This is a genomic window from Rossellomorea sp. FS2, from assembly GCF_047915635.1.
GTDB lineage: Bacteria > Bacillota > Bacilli > Bacillales > Bacillaceae_B > Rossellomorea > Rossellomorea marisflavi_A.
In genome coordinates this window covers 73,778-90,911 of the sequence record NZ_JBLRVS010000003.1, presented here as the reverse complement: position 1 = coordinate 90,911, position 17,134 = coordinate 73,778, and the positions used below count along the sequence as shown (strand labels likewise).

The 17,134-nt window shown below is 49.9% G+C and carries 15 protein-coding genes and 2 riboswitches; of the genes, 4 read left to right on the top strand and 11 right to left on the bottom strand.

Annotated features, from left to right (window positions below; all coding sequences use genetic code 11):
* Position 1: 1 nt before the first annotated feature.
* Entirely contained in the window at positions 2 to 1,099 is a 1,098-nt protein-coding gene (locus tag ACNA6I_RS10350) for a sensor histidine kinase (protein WP_048007259.1), read from the bottom strand.
* A gap of 86 nt (positions 1,100 to 1,185) precedes the next feature.
* Between ACNA6I_RS10350 and cls the strand changes: the two genes are divergently transcribed.
* Together cls and ACNA6I_RS10340 are read left to right on the top strand one after the other, a co-directional pair.
* Positions 1,186 to 2,634: a cardiolipin synthase gene (gene cls, locus ACNA6I_RS10345; protein WP_367024990.1), complete on the top strand. Its 1,449-nt coding sequence runs from the start codon at positions 1,186 to 1,188 to the stop codon at positions 2,632 to 2,634.
* Between the two features lie 65 nt (positions 2,635 to 2,699).
* A complete protein-coding gene (locus ACNA6I_RS10340; RefSeq protein WP_159639840.1) occupies positions 2,700 to 2,954 on the top strand; it encodes a YpbS family protein in 255 nt (84 codons plus the stop codon).
* Positions 2,955 to 3,078: 124 nt separating this feature from the next.
* Here ACNA6I_RS10340 and ACNA6I_RS10335 read toward each other — a convergent pair whose 3' ends face one another.
* Together ACNA6I_RS10335 and ACNA6I_RS10330 are read right to left on the bottom strand one after the other, a co-directional pair.
* Positions 3,079 to 3,351, bottom strand: a complete 273-nt coding sequence (locus ACNA6I_RS10335; protein ID WP_048007262.1) for a DUF2187 family protein — start codon at positions 3,349 to 3,351, stop codon at positions 3,079 to 3,081.
* Between the two features lie 127 nt (positions 3,352 to 3,478).
* Positions 3,479 to 4,081, bottom strand: coding sequence for a hypothetical protein (locus tag ACNA6I_RS10330; RefSeq protein ID WP_416313265.1), 603 nt, complete (start codon positions 4,079 to 4,081; stop codon positions 3,479 to 3,481).
* A gap of 219 nt (positions 4,082 to 4,300) precedes the next feature.
* Positions 4,301 to 4,408, top strand: a riboswitch (SAM riboswitch).
* Between the two features lie 87 nt (positions 4,409 to 4,495).
* On the opposite strand from ACNA6I_RS10330, the gene ACNA6I_RS10325 reads away from it, so the two are divergent.
* Positions 4,496 to 5,812 (top strand): Na+/H+ antiporter NhaC family protein, encoded by a 1,317-nt coding sequence (locus ACNA6I_RS10325; protein WP_048007264.1) that lies wholly within the window; start codon positions 4,496 to 4,498, stop codon positions 5,810 to 5,812.
* A 62-nt stretch (positions 5,813 to 5,874) separates the two neighbouring features.
* Here ACNA6I_RS10325 and ACNA6I_RS10320 read toward each other — a convergent pair whose 3' ends face one another.
* The 5 genes from ACNA6I_RS10320 to ACNA6I_RS10300 form a co-directional block, all read right to left on the bottom strand.
* A complete protein-coding gene (locus tag ACNA6I_RS10320) occupies positions 5,875 to 6,630 on the bottom strand; it encodes a (S)-benzoin forming benzil reductase (protein WP_048007265.1) in 756 nt (251 codons plus the stop codon).
* Positions 6,631 to 6,676: 46 nt separating this feature from the next.
* Positions 6,677 to 7,462, bottom strand: coding sequence for a divergent polysaccharide deacetylase family protein (locus tag ACNA6I_RS10315; RefSeq protein WP_053072092.1), 786 nt, complete (start codon positions 7,460 to 7,462; stop codon positions 6,677 to 6,679).
* A gap of 61 nt (positions 7,463 to 7,523) precedes the next feature.
* Positions 7,524 to 9,494 (bottom strand): ABC transporter permease subunit, encoded by a 1,971-nt coding sequence (locus ACNA6I_RS10310; protein ID WP_414130599.1) that lies wholly within the window; start codon positions 9,492 to 9,494, stop codon positions 7,524 to 7,526.
* Positions 9,495 to 9,641: 147 nt separating this feature from the next.
* Entirely contained in the window at positions 9,642 to 10,349 is a 708-nt protein-coding gene (locus ACNA6I_RS10305; RefSeq protein WP_048007266.1) for an EAL domain-containing protein, read from the bottom strand.
* 65 nt (positions 10,350 to 10,414) lie between these two features.
* A riboswitch (cyclic di-GMP riboswitch) is annotated at positions 10,415 to 10,497 on the bottom strand.
* A gap of 63 nt (positions 10,498 to 10,560) precedes the next feature.
* Positions 10,561 to 11,169 carry a DNA-3-methyladenine glycosylase gene (locus tag ACNA6I_RS10300; RefSeq protein ID WP_048015226.1) on the bottom strand — a complete coding sequence of 203 codons (609 nt, stop codon included), beginning with the start codon at positions 11,167 to 11,169 and terminating at the stop codon, positions 10,561 to 10,563.
* 174 nt (positions 11,170 to 11,343) lie between these two features.
* On the opposite strand from ACNA6I_RS10300, the gene ACNA6I_RS10295 reads away from it, so the two are divergent.
* Positions 11,344 to 12,204, top strand: coding sequence for a DUF4097 family beta strand repeat-containing protein (locus ACNA6I_RS10295; RefSeq protein WP_053072532.1), 861 nt, complete (start codon positions 11,344 to 11,346; stop codon positions 12,202 to 12,204).
* Between the two features lie 28 nt (positions 12,205 to 12,232).
* Here the strand turns inward: ACNA6I_RS10295 and ACNA6I_RS10290 are convergent, their stop codons facing one another.
* The 3 genes from ACNA6I_RS10290 to ACNA6I_RS10280 all read right to left on the bottom strand — a co-directional run bounded on the left by ACNA6I_RS10290 (position 12,233) and on the right by ACNA6I_RS10280 (position 17,128).
* On the bottom strand, positions 12,233 to 14,419 hold the full coding sequence (locus ACNA6I_RS10290; protein ID WP_416313264.1) for an FUSC family protein: 2,187 nt from the start codon (positions 14,417 to 14,419) through the stop codon (positions 12,233 to 12,235).
* A 183-nt stretch (positions 14,420 to 14,602) separates the two neighbouring features.
* Positions 14,603 to 16,414 (bottom strand): CotH kinase family protein, encoded by a 1,812-nt coding sequence (locus tag ACNA6I_RS10285; RefSeq protein ID WP_416313263.1) that lies wholly within the window; start codon positions 16,412 to 16,414, stop codon positions 14,603 to 14,605.
* A gap of 12 nt (positions 16,415 to 16,426) precedes the next feature.
* Entirely contained in the window at positions 16,427 to 17,128 is a 702-nt protein-coding gene (locus ACNA6I_RS10280; protein WP_063191097.1) for a DUF4956 domain-containing protein, read from the bottom strand.
* Positions 17,129 to 17,134 lie beyond the last annotated feature (6 nt).

Below are 17,134 nucleotides of genomic sequence, written 5' to 3'. Positions count from 1 at the left end.
GCTACGCCTCCTCTATAGGAAATGATATAGTCAAAGAGAACTCACGATCGGTCTGTTGGACGTCAAGCCGACCCCCGATCTTCTCAAGTCGTTCCCTCATATTCGTCAGGCCGAATCCCGGTTTGAACGGGACCGGATCTTTTACATTGTTCACGATGACCAAGCTTGCGTGCCCCTGTGCCGTCTTTCCGAGGGTCACGCGTATTTCTCTTACATGAGCATGTCTCATGGCATTCGTCACGCCCTCCTGAATGCTTCTGTAAAGGGCGACATTCTGTTCATTCGTAAACCTTGAGGAGAGGATCCCCTGTCGGGTAGTGAGCTGGATCTGGATATGACTCTCTGATTCTAGCTTCCTGACAAGCTGGAGGACGGATTGGATACCCGACAGTTCCCCATCCTTCAGTGTTCTTACTGCTTCCCTCGTCTCTTCCAGGCTATCTACGGCAAGACGCTTAAGATCTCGATATCCTTCCTTCCCATTCTGGATCGACAGCATCTCGATCTGCATGAGGAGGGCCGTCAGTTTGTGACCGACAGAATCATGGATATCACGTGCGATCCTGGTACGCTCCTCGGCCTTGGAATGTTGCTCCGTCACGTATTGCAGGCGCTTCAAGTTTCTGTATTCTCCCAATAACTGTTCATAGAGCTTCCGTTGCTCCTTGCTTTCCAGCCGGTCCTCATTTACCTTATAAGTAGAAAAGAGGAAAAAGAACACGATGATCCATATTTCATAATCGGTGATAGGATAAGAATAAATCGCCACCACGATCAAGAAGGCGGCCGTTGCAAACAGACTCTGCCGAAATTGATCCCTCCTTAGTGTGACTGCAGCTTCCATGTGGATCAGGAACACGACGGCCCACATGATGAGTGGTGTATAATGGGTGATGATGGTTCCGACCATCACCAAAAGCAGCTGAAGCATATAGCTGATCTGGGGGATTTTCATCAACGGCACCAAGAAGAACAGTGCGATGGACAAGGCAGACAGAACGATGAGGGTGATAAGGGATTCAAGACCCGTATAGGCTTCTGTTATCCAAAACGCCCAGAGACCCGCCATCAGCATCGTCCGTATGAAAGCATACTTCATCTGTTCACCTTCTTTCTGATCCGGACATACTATAACTCGTACACTACAATATATTACCATTAGTTGGTTTGAAAAGGAGAAAAAGCATGCACATTCTTTCCATCCTCTTAGGGGTTTTATTCTTCTTTAACCTGGTGCTCGCTTCCATCATCGTCTTCCTTGAACGGAGAAATGCCGGGGCGACGTGGGCTTGGCTCATGGTTCTCTTTTATATTCCTTATCTCGGCTTCATCCTTTATTTGATTTTCGGACAAAACATGACCAGGAAACGCCTCTTCGACTGGGAAGGAATCAAAAAGATCGGAATCGAGGACCTCCTGATTGAACAGACCCGGTCGTTGAGGGAACGTTCCCTCCCTTTCAGGCACAGAGAAATTTCTCCCCATCAGGACCTCATCTATATGCACCTCATCAACAATGACGCCCTGCTGACCCAGGACAATGATGTTACGCTCTATACAGACGGCCAGGAGAAGTTCGAAGCCCTCTTGCGCGACATCGAACAGGCAAGGAGCCATATTCATATTCAATATTATATCTTCAAAAAAGATCAGCTCGGCAAAAAAATCGTGGATAAGCTCATCGAAAAGGCAAAACAGGGCATTGAAGTCCGCATCCTTTATGATGAGATGGGCTCAAGACGAACAAGGCCCCGTTTCTTCAGGCATCTGACGGCAGTCGGAGGGGAAGTCGCGGTCTTCTTCCCGTCGAAGATCCCGTTTGTGAACCTGCGCCTCAACTACCGGAATCACCGCAAACTCGTCATCATCGACGGGAAGGTAGGGTACGTGGGCGGCTTCAACGTCGGAGATGAATACCTCGGCTTGGATCCAAAGTTCGGCTACTGGAGGGACACGCATCTCCGGGTGATCGGCAGCGCCTCCCTCGCCATGCAGACACGCTTCATCCTGGACTGGAACCAGGCCACAAAGTCAAGGAAGATCTCCTATGAAGGAAAATATTTCCCGACCGCTTCCTTCAGCGGTTCGACGGGAATCCAGATCGTCACCTCCGGCCCTGATTCAGAATGGGAGCAGATCAAGAACGGATACTTGAAGATGATCTCATCGGCCAAGCACTCGATCTACATCCAGACACCCTATTTCATCCCGGATGAAAGCCTCCTCGATTCGCTTCGGATCGCTGCACTGACCGGGAAGGACGTCCGGATCATGATCCCGAACAAGCCAGATCACATGTTTGTTTACTGGGCGACCTACTCGTATGTGGGGGAATTATTGAAAGCCGGGGCCAGGATCTTCATTTACGATAACGGCTTCATCCACGCGAAGACGATCGTGGTGGATGATGAACTTTCATCGGTCGGCACCGCCAATATCGATGTGAGGAGCTTCCGCCTGAACTTCGAGGTGAACGCCTTCCTGTATGACCGGAAGCTTTCACGTGAGCTCAGCCGCTCCTTCATGGAAGACAGGAAATTGAGCAGGGAATTGACCCTCGAGGACTATCACCGCCGTCCGCTCATGATCAAATTCAAGGAGTCCATATCCCGGCTCCTCTCCCCGATCCTGTAACCATTGCCACCGCTGCGAAAAACAAGCATAATGAGACATATACCAATCGAAAGAGGGATGAGGGCATGAGCGTACACAAGGACATCACAAAGCATTCAAGCAAGCAGCACAGCCTCGTGAAGGAGTTCATGAAGCTTGATGAATCGAGGGAACAGGCCATCGAAGAAGCCCTTACATTATGCGAAGCCGGCAAGCCATTCACCACCGACCGCATCAATCACATCACCCAGGAGATCAATGCCCTTGCAAGGCAGGGCGTCGTACCCCAGCGCAAGACCGTGACGGAAGAAATGGTGAGGGAGTACGCAAACCGGAGATGAACCGGGGGGAAGGTGAACCACCTGCACAGCCATCTTCCTGCATGCTTCACCTTATCACCTGAACAACTCAAAAAAATCCCCCGGACGCCCATTTTAGCGCCGGGGGATTTTTCTTATATACTATTTACGCCTTCAGCGCACTGTTCCAGCCATCGTAGACAAAGACGGGATTCGTGCCGTTTTCAGCACGCTCGATGACGGCATAGTTCTTATGGGCAACCACGGTTTGATCATCGGGAAGGTCCAGTTTCATCGCTGACTCCTTATCCATGCGCACGATGACCGTGTTCTCCCTTAGGGTCGTCACGACGCCTTGCAGGACGTGCTTTTTCCTTTTGAATTCTATAATGTCGCCAAGGTTGGCATATTCTTTTGAGTAGACGAAGGTATTATCCATAATAGACTCCCCTTTTACATGAAAGTTGATAACGCTCGAATCCTATATGTGATATATATCTTTCTTGTACCACCAGTCAAAAGATTTAAAACCTATTATTCTAATAAAATAATCTTTATTCTGAAAATTATTCAGATTTACGGTCCACCAGGGTGATTTTATAGATATAGGCCTTGTCGGATTTTTTGAAGCTACCGACAGGTTTCCCATCTTCCAATCCAATACCTACGGAATCCCCGTTGTTTTTAGAAGTAGCCATTCCGTAAATATACACAGGCTTATCTTTCTTGAGCTCCACTTTCTCTGTCAACAAGGAGGATGCAATGCTTCCACTTTCTTCAGGTATGGGGTCTTCGTCCATAGTGATGAAGGCGCTCTCGCTCCCATTAAAGATCTTCAGATCCTTTTCAGAGCTTTCCATGCCGAAGGAGTTCAGGGAGTGTTTATATTTTTTCGCTTCTTCGTCGTATTGAAACGGCTCATCGCTTACGAGCTTCCCTTTTTCATACACTTCTATGGTCCTTTCAAGATCCATATCCTTCGCCAAGGTTCCATCCAGGGTAAAGAAGAACATGGAACCTCTCCCTGTAGCGGCAACCACCTTTTCTTCCTTATCACTCAGGTCATACGGTTCCAACGTCAACTTCGATGAACCATTTCCCTTCCCTTGAGAACACCCCACCAGTAACAGACACATACCCACTGCCAGCAGCCAATATCGCTTCTTCATAAGGTCACCTCTCCCGTTGTGCTGAGGGATTTCCACCCCCTTATTTTTCCATTAACTGATTATAGCATCTGATTTATTCCAGTTCAAATAACGACGGAATTCATCATGAAAATTTGAATGCGTTTGCTTAAGGAAAATGAAAATTTTCCCGTTTGACATTTAGGATGAAACCCATTAAAGTATGTAAGTATCTTAAACATAACTGCATAACGTAAAATCTTCTTATCCAGAGAGACGGAGGGACTGGCCCTATGATGTCTCGGCAGCGGACTCAACCAAACGAGTGCTGTGCCACATCCAGCAAGCCACCGGCTTGAAAGATAAGAAGGGTGTTTCGTTTTCATGGAAACCTCTTCTTATTTGAAGAGGTTTTTTATTTTATGCGCAACATATCATCTAAAAGGAGTGCACAACATGAATCAGGAAAAAGGCAATCTACTGGCATTATTACCATTACTCATATTCGTTGCCCTGTTCCTTGGGGCAGGTATCATTTCAGGGGACTTCTATTCCTTCCCCGTACTCGTGGCGATCATCATCGCTGCTGTCGTGGCGCTGGCCATGAACCGGAAGGACAGCCTCAATGTGAAGGTTGAACGCTTCGCCAAAGGAGCGGGTAACCTCGATATCATGATCATGGTCTTGATCTTCTTATCGGCTGGCGCTTTCTCGGGTGTGGCTGAAAAAATGGGAGCCGTTGATTCAACGGTCAACTTTGCTCTTTCCGTCATCCCGGAAAATCTTTTGATTGTCGGACTGTTTGTGATCGCCGCCTTCATCTCACTCGCCATGGGAACTTCCATGGGAACGATTGCGGCCCTTGCCCCTATCGGTGTAGGAATCAGCTCAGGAACGGATATCTCCCTTCCTCTTGCCATGGCGACCGTTGTCGGGGGCTCCATGTTCGGTGACAATCTGTCCTTCATTTCGGATACGACCATTGCGGCGGTCCGCACGCAGAAAACAGAGATGAAGGATAAGTTCAAAGTCAATTTCTTCATTGTCCTGCCTGCAGCCATCATCACGATCATTGCGCTATTCTTCGTGACGCTCGGCAACCAGTCGTCCGTCGACGCCGGAAGCTATTCCATCGTGAAAATCCTTCCGTATCTTGCCGTCATCATCGGCGCCCTGTCGGGATTGAATGTATTTGCCGTCTTATTCGGCGGCATCCTTCTATCAGGAATCATCGGATTCATCGACGGAAGCTTCACACCGACCAGCTATTTCGGCAGCATTGCCGATGGCATGCTCGGCATGGGCGAGATCGCCTTCCTATCCATCCTGATCGGTGGAGTGGTGGAACTGATCCGTCATAACGGTGGAATCCAGGCGCTTCTCTATCTTGTAACCAGGAAGATCGGTTCATCCAAAGGCGCGCAATACTCTACAGCTGGACTCGTGGCTTCCACGAATCTTTGCACGGCCAACAATACAATCTCCATCATCATTGCCGGGCCCCTTGCCAAATCGATCAGTGATGAATACGGAGTGGACAACCGGAAGACAGCTAGTATCCTTGATATCTTCTCATGTGCCGTCCAGGGTCTGATCCCATACGGTGCCCAGATGCTTCTCGTAGCAGAAACAGCCGGCATTTCGCCACTGAGCATCCTTCCGTATGCATTCTACCCGATCTTGACGGCCATTTGTGGCCTGGTGGCGATCAAATTCGCCCTGCCTCGTTTCACCCGCAGGAAAGCTCATTCTACAGAGCCGGTACGATCATAATTCAACAGGAAAAGCCCCGGGATGCTGGTATCAACCAGAGCCCGGGGCTTTTTTTTGTCAGATCATACAAGGTCATTGATGTGATAAAGTTTGCCGCTTTCCACTTCTGTTCCCGTGATCAGCCCGACGAGTGCATCTGCCACCGTTTCTGCACTGCGAAGCGTCCCTTCTTCCTTATAGCGTTTGAACTTTTCCACTTCAGCGAAAGCTTCCTTCGCTGAGGAACGGATTTCTCCCTGCATATCCGTATCCATGACACCAGGGCTGAAGGAAATGACCTTATGATCACGTCCTGAACCGGATAGCTCCAGGCTCACGGTTTCCGTCAGCATATTGAGCCCTGCCTTGGTGGAGCAGTATGTACTCCAACCATAGACGGGCCGGCTGCCGGCACCGGAACTGATATTGACGATCAGCATCTGTCCAGCCGTTCCTTCAGACGCAGAGATCAATTCGTTCAAGGCGATCATGGGAGCGAGGAGATTGACGTGCACACTCGCTTCCAGGCTCTCGGCATCCACTTTTCCGGACGGATTAATCGGAGTGACCAAGCCGGCATTCTGAATCACATAAATCGTGTCGGCTCCGCTTGAAAACACGCTTGCCCCCACTTCCCTGAATACCTTCTCCGTGTCTGCAGTAGACGTCAGATCGCACGGATGGAAAGAATATGCCACCCCTGCATCCGTGGCCATGGCCTTCAGGTTATCATTATCTCGCCGGGATATGTTGATGAGCCCGACCCCTTTTTTCACCAGGCCCGAAGCGATTGCTTCGCCCAGTCCCCTTGTTGCTCCGGTCACAATAGCCATTTTCATGTAATCGACACCCCTTCCGATTGTTCATCACCTATCAGCATACAACTCATGGCATGCTTTCATCAATCAAGTGATACTCAGGAATAAGGTCGGATAATGGGACAATATTGGCTTCTTTTTCGTAGACAGGAATGAAGTCCTTCAGCATCGATGCAATCATCGTACCCGTTACACCGACATGACCGATGGCTACCATGCTGTCGTCTTTTTCAAGTTTAGCGGCAAGTTTCGTCGCCTGCTGTCCGATATGCTCCTTCGTGTAGACATCATCGAAGAAAAGACCGTTCTCGAGATACGGCACCTTCAGTTCGTCAGCAAGCTTCGGGATGACGCTTTTCCCCGTTGTTTTGCTGTCGAGATAAAACATCCCGTGCTTTTTGCATACTTCGAGGACGATCCTCATGATGCGTTCATCGGCTGTCACCTTCGAACCCATATGATGATTCATCCCCACGGCATGCGGGACATCTTGGATTGCTTTCTCCACACGGCTTCGGATCTCATCATCCGACAGGTCTGTTGTCAACGCCCCGGGCCCAAGCCAGCTTGCCTTTCCCGTCACCGGCTCCATCGGCATATGGAGAATCACTTCGTGGCCTTTCGCATGAGCCCGTTCGGCATCCTTCTTTGTAGACGGCAGGAACGGCATGACAGCAATCGTCAGCGTCGCCTCTGTATCAAGGATATCTTCCGTTCCCTCCATATCGTTCCCAAGGTCATCAATCACGATGGCAAGTTCTTTTTTATGGGCGGGCAGGGGCAGGATGTCCCTTGCAACCCCCGTCGTTGTCAAAGAAAAAGTCAGCGTCAAGCTGATGAGCAGTATCCTCATCGTTCATCACTCCTTTTCCTTTAACATGTCCTTCCGTTTCAGATTTCATGCCGGGTGGACATCATCCCTTGATGTTCTGATGCGTCAAGGTGAAGTCTCCTTCAAGAGGCGGGTTCACCTTAGCCTTTTCACTCTTACTCCACTTTTTCCATCCTTTGATCGGTTTCTTATTCACCCTTACACCGACCTTGGCCTGCTGGATCTCCTTGACGCCCTGGACCACGAGTTGCATGGCGAAGATGGCAATCATGAAGGCGAAGAGCGGGAATAATACGATCCAATATTTCTCGGTCATCAATGCTTCTTTGGAGGAACTGATGAGCCCGGACCATTCAAATGTAGCAGATTTCGGCGGATCGGGAAGGAGTCCCCTTGATACGATGGTTCCACCGAGGAATAAATAGAACAGTCCCATATGGACCAGGATGAGCATCGTTTGAATGAACTGCTGCCCGAACAGGATGAACATTCTCGGCGCGAGATGCGGGAACAGATGAGTCCAGAGCAGGTGGCGGTTACTCCCTCCAAGAAGCTTGGCCGAGACGACGAAGTCCTGCTGTCCAATCAGCTTCAACTCATTGCCGATCAATACCATCGTCAGCGGCAGCACCAGGATCGTCAGGACGATAGCCTCGAAGACGAGCCGTTCAAACAGGGAGTGCTGGAAGCCTTCGAATGTCAATCCCCACAGCACCGGTCTTAATAGAAGATACGCAATGAGGCTCAACGGCAGGAAGTGGATCGAATCCACGATTCTGTTCACCCAGTTCTTCCTGCGTTCGTTCAAGAAGAAGTGATAGCCTACCCCGAGATAGAAGCCGCCTATCACCCGCAACAGTGCCACAACAAGGGCGAAGATGAGCGTGTATTTCGCTCCGACGATAAGCTGGTCCAAAATGCTGAAGCCGTTGTAGTCGGATCCGAGCGCCATGAATTCAGATGGCGCATGAGGCGGGACACTGATCAGAGTGCCGTCATCATCCTTTACATAGTAAAGCTTGCTGACAGGTTCATCCTTGAAGAGGGAATGGCAGAAACTATACACAATCATTCCGAAGATGATGATGAATCCTCCAGCAAACTTCGGATTCTTCATGTGCACCTTCCAAGCCCTCCACGAAGTGGCGATGAACCCCCAGATCTTCCATTCTGAGAACTTGACCTTGTCCTTTTTGATGCGGTAGTGGGAATCATCGATCACGGCGGCCCGATTCATCCACAGGTAAACTCCTTGATAGATAAAAAAGAACGGAGTGAAAAGAAGAATCAGGGCATACGCAATCACGACAGGTCTGAAATCCTGTGTGATATAGAAAGTGATCCCCTTCATATCAAACAGGGTTTCAATAATGAATAAACTCGACAGGGTCCCCCAGATGATGAGTTTCCCATGATAAAAGGAGCTTGGTGTGATATTCTTCATCACATGTGAGAAGAGGATGCGGCTTTTTGATAACCCTTTGCTCCTGGCAAATTCAATGTGATCTTTCACCATTTCCTCTTCCATGACGAGGAGGAGGATCCGGAAGAAGGAAACCATCGGCACGATGGCAAGGGTGAAGATTGGTGCCCCGTAAATCTGTACCCCGTCAAACTCCGTAAACTCCATGAGCATAATGCCGTACTTCTTGAAGAAGAAAACGATAAATAATTGCAGGAGAAAAGCAAATAGAAGATCCGGCACCGACTCCATGAAGTTCAGGATTTTCTTCAGCATGGAAGAAATCGGAGTCGGGAGGAAAAAGGTAATCACGGCAAATATCACCGCCAGTACAAGGCCCAGGGCGATGGCCCCAAGAATGATGGTCATGGAATACAGATAAGGCTCCCACAGGACATTGAAAAGAGAGTCGACTTGTCCCTTATAGTTGTATTCCCAGTTTGCCGGATCAGCAAAATAGATGGTGAATTTGAGGAATTCTTCAATGAAAGCGACGAAGTTGTACAGTCCTTTTTCACTCAGAACCTGCGGGGCGACGCTCACGCCCAGGATTCCGAGAATCCCCAGTATGTAATAAAGAATAAAACGCAATGGTACAGATAGGTACTTGTTCATATGGATCCCCTTTTTCTCTTTTTCCTTTATCCTACTCTCCTCTTCAATATTTTTCAATTTAATTTATTTTCTGTCAATAAAAAATAGGGAGAGGCACAAGCCCTGCCAAACCCAGCGCCTTGATCAGGCCAACAATCTTCCCGGCCTGCCCAAGTGATAGCCCTGTCCGATGGCGATCCCCATCTCAAGGGCGACCTCCATGTCTTCCTGCTTTTCAATCCCCTCGAGGACGATGAGGGTATCTTCGGAATAGAACTGGCTGAAAAACGACAGGAACCTCTGCTTCTTGGGATCGCGTGCAAGATCCATGGCAAAATAGCGGTCGAGCTTGATCACTTCCGGCTCATATTCCATGGACTTCTTGATGGAAGACGTCCCCTGCCCGAAGTCATCGATGGCATACCACACCCCGTACTCCCTCAACCCTTTCAACGCCTGTTTTAACAGGGGGTTCTGCCAAAGTTCCTCGGCACTTGATTCGTTGATCTCAAGGACGAGCCTTCCTTCCATCGAAGGATGGGCCTTCATCAGATGGTCGAAGTAATGACGGAAACTCGGATGCAGGATGGTCGTGATGTAAATATTCAAGAACAGCTTGCAGTCGAGGCCGGTATTCACGAAGCTCTCCATCGCCTTTGTGATGGAAAGAGTGTCGAGCTTATACAGGATATTGGCTTTGATGGCGGTTTGAAACACGTGCTCCGGATTCTGGTTGAACGTATTGCGGAGGAGCCCCTCATACGCATAGAGAGACTGATGATGCCCCAGCCTGTACAAGGGCTGGAATTCGTGATAGATCAAGTCGTCTTGAAAGATGCTGAAAATATTCATTAGGACCCCTTATCTCTCTGTATTTTTTGAACAAACAGGTACAAAAAAACCACATAGAAATAGACTTCATATGTGGTCGGTTGCGCTACTGGCTCCCCTGAATGCAAGCGCCCATCGGACATTCAGGTTCAACGCCTTCCCAATAGACGGTGAGGTTGGTTATATAAGTAAAATATACCATAAACGAAATAGTTTATGGGGGTATTTATTCCTATTTTTCTGAATTTCGCCCGCGACCCTTTGATACGTAGGGATTCCCTTCGATCCAAAACCTCCAGGGATAATCCTTTGCTTCCCCGCTATTATCAATGCCGATCCGCTTACCCTCGGCGATTCTTTCCGGCAGGTACCCTTCGCAAATAGTCAACGGAGGCTCAAGGAAGCTTCCACCGTAATCTTCCATGGTGATGCCCATGGCTTTGGTCAGCTTGCCGGGACCGCTCGTCCAATTTTTCATGGAGTGGCCTTCACGCCGGCTGCCCATGAGTCCAAGACCCTCAGCTGGCTCAATAGCCCGTATCAGAATCGCTTCCGGTACGCCTATGCCTCCACTTACCACATTGACGAGACAGTGGGTATGCATCACATAGGTATAGATCCTGCCCGATTCCGCGAACATCACTTCCGTCCGTTTCGTTCTCCTGTTGCCGTAGCTGTGGGCTGCACGATCCTCAGGTCCCATATACGCCTCCGTTTCGACGATATAGCCCGAAACGGTCCCTTCCTCCGTTTCTTTGACCATCAGACAGCCGAGGAGGGACTTGGCAAGCTCAAGCGTCGGCTGTTCATAAAATGTCTGTTCCAACACACGATGCGTCATGGTTTCCCACCTTTCATTTCCTCTCATCCTGCATACTCCCCCAATTGATCAACGTTCAAACTCTCCACTAAGACCAGAGGCGGATAAAAAATTGATCCGGGGGCGCATTGCGGAATAACGGTTCTCCACTTACACTATAGAAAGATTGGAAAAACGAACCAAGGAGAGAGAGAGATGAAAAAGAATGTATTCGCCATCGTGGTCGCCTTGTTGGCACTGGGTGCGATCTTCCTCATTTTGAATGATCGGACCACCCTGTTTGCCAAAGGTGGAACATCCACAGACAGTGTAAAAGTGAAAGACGGAACCAAGCTCATCCACTTGTCACTCGGAAGCGGAGATACGAAAATCGTCACGACGGATGATGATGAAGTCAGGGTCGAATTCAATGGAAAAGGGACTATGAACCTTGAAGATCGGGGAGATGAAATCAATCTCGATGTCAAAATGAAGCCTATCTTTTATATCGGCTTCAACAACAAAAAATTTGATACGATTGTATTTCTTCCTCAAAACTACGAAAACAATCTGGAAATCGAGGTCGGCTCAGGAGAACTGATCTTCATACCGGACGAAATGATGTCCCTGGACGACCTGAAGACCGAGATCGGCTCAGGCGATATGAAAATCGGGAATTTCAATACCGGATCCTTCACATATAAGGGGTCATCCGGAGATTTTGTCGGCAAGGATATCAAAACCCGGGAAGGATCGGTTGATATGGGCTCAGGGGATGTGCTGCTGACGGGATACGAAGGACCATTGAAGGGCTCGGTTTCCTCAGGGGATCTATCGGTATCCATGAAAAAACTTTCGGGGGATGTTGATTTCACCATTGGATCGGGGGATGTCGATCTCAATTTGCCTGAAGACGCAAGCTTCAAATTGAACGGGAAGGCTGGCAGCGGAGATATCCTCAACACCATCGACCTGAAGGATCAAACAAGCAGCGAACGATCCGTCAAAGGGACGAAAGGTTCTGGAAAACATTCCATCAATGTTGACCTCTCCAGCGGGGATATGATCATTCGGTAAACCCAAAAAAGGGTGGGAGCATATGCTCTCACCCTTTTTCCTCTTCCGATTTCACTTTTCCCCCGAGCTCTTCGCCGAGAGAAACGATGGACTGATTGATTTTCCATATATAATACACATGATGAATGACATCAATATGGGATTTCAGCCTCCCGGGGGCCTGGGTTTCGATTTCCCTTCGTTCTTCCGCGAGATCCCAGAGACTGGAGTGCGCGGAAGGATCTTTCATCATGAGTCGGACCGCTTCGATGTTCTGCGTCAGTTTCTCGCTCGTCACCCCGATCACCTTCTGCAATTCTTCCGGGAAGGGCTCGTTCCGTCTATGGGAAGAAGCAAGCAGATGCTTCGCATAATAATTGACGGCGATGACGACGGTGATCCACCGTCCGAGTCCGGTCCGGGTCATGGCCCCTGGACGCTGAAGGATCGACTGGGCTTCATCCTTGATTGCCTGCACCTTGTGGTCAAGATCGAAGGCCCGGTCCGTCAGGGGCTTTTTCTTCTCCTTCAGGAAGGAAGAAAGATAGGTTTCCACATATTCTCCGAGCTCATCAAAAAACTCATCGAATGCATCCGTGACCTTGGCCTTCGTCTTCTTCGGAAATACGATTGCCGACACGATCAGTGCGATGAAGGCACCGATGATCGTATCAAGCACCCTCGCCCCCATGAGGCCAACGGAAATCCCGCCAAGGAGGATATCGTACATAAAGGCGATGAGCATGGTGATGAACAGGCTCATGAGCGTATAGGATACGGGGAATAGGTAGAATGATAGGAAGAGGGCCAGGAAAAGCAGTCCCACCTCAAGGGGCTTCACCCCCGACACAAGGGTCGCGGCCCCGAATCCGACGATTGCCCCGATGACGGTACCGAATGAACGCTGGAACGCCTTCAGATAGGTTCTTCCCACCGTCTCAGTACCGATCATGATGATGAACGTGGTCAACAGCACCCAGTACGGCTGGGCGGGGGCGATCAGTTCTCCTGCCACGATGGCGAGGATCCCTGCAATCAAAGCCTGTATCGCTTTTCTCGTCGACGGCTTCAATCCTTTTGACTCTTCTTCGTCTTCCTTCTCTTCTTCCTCCGGTTCCTCCTCTTCCTTTTCAGAATGGACTTCCCGTTCGCCCTTCAAGGCTTCCTGGATCGTAAGGGCTGCCTGCAGGACGTGATTCGAGATGGACTCGATCCTGCGCAGAAGATAAATCCATCGCGGGAGATCCTCCTCATCCTTCAGGACATCCGCCAGCATCAGGCGCAGTTCCTGAAGGGCACGTTCGGTTTCTTCCAGTGTCTTCGGTTCATAATCCTGTGCCAGGACGTCGGCATCCCGCAAGGAACGGATGACCCGCATCAATAGCTGGCGGATTTCATCCTGTTCGAAAGCCTTCAGTTCCTTCAGCTTCTTCAAGGAATCAGATAGCGTCTGGATCAGCATCTCCGCATCGAAGACATAGAGCCTGAGTTCCGATACGTCTATTCCTGGATACAGTTCCTTCAGATCACTTTCATTGATGTCACCCGACAGCGTCCGTGCATACTCATTCAGTTTGCGTACGTTTCGATCGAGACTTTTCTTCCTCTTCTCACTGCTTTTTGGATCTTCCATCGCCTTCAACAAGATGGTGAATGTCAGATTCGACTGGATATGGAACGAAATCAGGCTTCTTTTCAATACGTAAGAAGAACTCTTGAACAGAAGGAACTGATACATGTAGGCACTGAGCGCCCCGATCACGATTCCGATATAGAACCAGAGCAGATGCGATGCGTCGAGTTTAAGAACGGATGAAAAGTAGATCGACATGAAAGAGGCCATCCCGATGGAGAAATAGCGGACGGCGAAGCGTGAAAAATAAAAGGCGCTGAACATGGCCGCCACGAGAAGGATGTTGACGGCATAAGGATGTTGGCTGAACAGGGACCCGACCGTGATCCCCCCGGCCACTGAAACAGCGATGCACAGCAGCGTCACTTTCTTCTTCCGGTCCGTATCATCCAAGACGATCAGGACACCGAACATCCCCACCATCCCTGAAACGATGGCAGGTGTGATGGACGGATACTCATTCATTTTCAATAGGAATAATGTGATAAATACCGAAGTCATGAGGCTCAGCGTTGTCTTGCCGGCCTGCTGCAACCTTTTTCTTCCGGGATCGGAAGCGAGGAAGCGTCCAAGCCATATATGTTGTCGATGTAGTTGTCTCATTGTCATCAAACCCTTTACTCGTCCTGCGATTGAATGTCTCTTTTATCGTACCCACCCCAACAAAAAAGTAACCAGAGCCGCAGAGGGCTGTCCGGTTACTTAATATGGGTGTCATCGCGAAATAGATTAGTATAAGTATACGGTTTTCCGGCGGGACGGTAAAGGATCTTGCCTGTCCGAGTCTCAGCGGAAGCCCTTTCTTCTCCTGAACCGCCATGCTGCAATGAGACCAAGCATGAGCACGGATATGGAGACTCCACTCACCGTGAGGGCTGCCATCGGATCGACGGCTGCTTCTTTTGTTTCGTTCCCTTGTGGTCCTCCTCCCCCGGGACCAGCCCCGGGGTTGAATCCATCGGGTCTATCAGCGGGATCGAACCCCTCTGGTGGTTCTCCCTGTCCGCCGTTCCCTCCATCGGGAGGAGCACCATTTTGTCCTCCCTCGGCCGGAGGAGCATTCCCTTGAGCATTGTCTGCTGCTGGATTGCCTTGCCCTGCCTTATCATCCTGACCTTCATTTGCCTGTCCGCCATTCGGAGGGCCCTGCCCCTGACCGCCGGATCCGGCCTGGCTTTCAACCGTCCGCTCGCCGGACAGCTGTTCCAGGATCGACTCGGATCTCAGCTTCGTGAATTCCGCAAGGCTTTCGTCGCCGGAAACGCCTTTCAGGAATTCATCCGTTGTGAAGAACTTGGTCGGGTCGCTCTCGACATAAGTGGTCAGGATCGACGCCAGATTGTTCGTGATCTCGGAAACGCGCTCCTCTGTGAAGATCTCTTCAGCAAAGGTCTTCAAGTACTCTTCGTATTTCTCCTTATACTCCGAGTTGGATAGGAGGGCATTGAGCAGGGGCCGGTCTTCAAGGGTCGTATTGACAACGGGCTCGCTCACGCTGAAGTCGATGGCAGAGTCGGTGATGAGCTGGCTCGTCATCATTCCGTCCCCCATGCCGCGCTTGTCGATCCCATCGTTCCCTTGAGGAGCATCGTTCGCATTGCCATCTTGGGCACCGGGCTCTTCAGCCTGTTCCCCGTCCTCTAGACCTTCTTCTCCCGCATTGCCCCTTCCGCCCATTCCGACGCCGAAGCCTCCGAAGGACATATTATAATCCCAAGGGATGATGGAGAAGCTCCCATCCTCTTCATAGAGATAATAGTTGTGCTTCATCTGCCCCTGATAGCTGTCGAGGTTGACGAGCGCTGTATTGACGGCGAAATAGCGGAGCATTTCATCGACATCCAGAACCTTCCCGATGTCGCCGCCGTTGTTGATGGCATCGAGCATATCGGTGAAGGTCGACTGATCTTTGTTGGACTCGTTCGTTTTCAGCTCGACACCCGTGTAGTCGTCGAGATCATCACTGATCCATTGAAGGTCGGAACCGACCCCGTCAGGCTTGAACAGGAATCCGTCATTGGATCCGAACTCGCTTGCGAGGAACGTTTCATCCACCTGTTCGACTCCAAGGAGCAGACCATAGTCCTCACCGTTGATGGTCACATACATGTAAGAGTGGGCAGGCGTCGCGATCCCCATCTCTTCCATCATTTCATAGGAAACAAATTCCCTCATCTGCGTCGAGTCACTATAGTTATTGTTCAAATTCAATTTCTTCAGGCCATACAGACTTTGAGAGCTGTCATAATGATCAAAATCGATCTTCAGGCTGTACCGGTCCGAGTCACTATTGGCAACGGACGTCAGGGAAGAATTCCCCTTCGCCCTGATGGCCACATCGCTCACCTTTTTGCCGTTGACGGTCACGGTCGCCCGCTTATATTCCTCCTTGGTTGCGTTTTCCACAAGGTCATCCCAGTCGTCTTCGTCGATTTCGATATCGACGCGCCCCACCTCGCTCTCGTTGAAGACCGTCTGTTTATAGGAGGTGGACGTATCCTTCTCTTCGAGTCCGGCGGCCGGAAGGACATATACGCTTGCCACAAAGGTAAGCATGAGGAGGACAAAGACCACAGCCACCATCTTTTTTCCGATCATTCCCTCCACCTCCTATGCAGTGAAGTTTCCATCATAGCTCACCATGACGGCGGATTTGATACCCGGCAGTGCCTTCAGTTCGGCAAGCATGGCCGATTCGCCTGTTTTCATGCGTACTTCATAGGTCGTTTCCATTTCGTCGCTTCCCATGAAGGATTGAGATTTCAGCTGATAGCGGGAAGTCAGCTTTTTGAGTTCTGCTTCGATCGTTTCACTGCTGCTTCCACTGTCTGCCTTCACGATCAGCAGGAACGGATTCTCCACGGTGATCTTATTCACAAATACAAGGAGGACGAGCCCGATCAGGACAGAACCGATGACGACAAGGGGGATGAACCCCGCTCCACAAAGGATACCTGACACGATGGACCAGAAGATGTAGACCAGATCCATGGGATCCTTGATCGGCGTCCTGAACCGTACGATAGACAATGCACCGACCATACCAAGTGACAAGAGGACGTTATTCGAAATCCCCATGATGACAAGGGCCGTCGCCATCGTCATGATGAGCAGGGAAATATTGAAAGAATGGGAATAGATGACCCCATTGAATGTCTTCTTATAGACAACATAGATGAAAAGGCCGATCAAGAAAGCTACGACGAGACCGATGATGGAGTCGGTCAGGCTGAACGACGTCGTCTTCTCGATGAAACTGGATTTAAAAATATCACTGAAATTGATTTGTTCATTCACGTTGGTGTACCTCATCTTTCT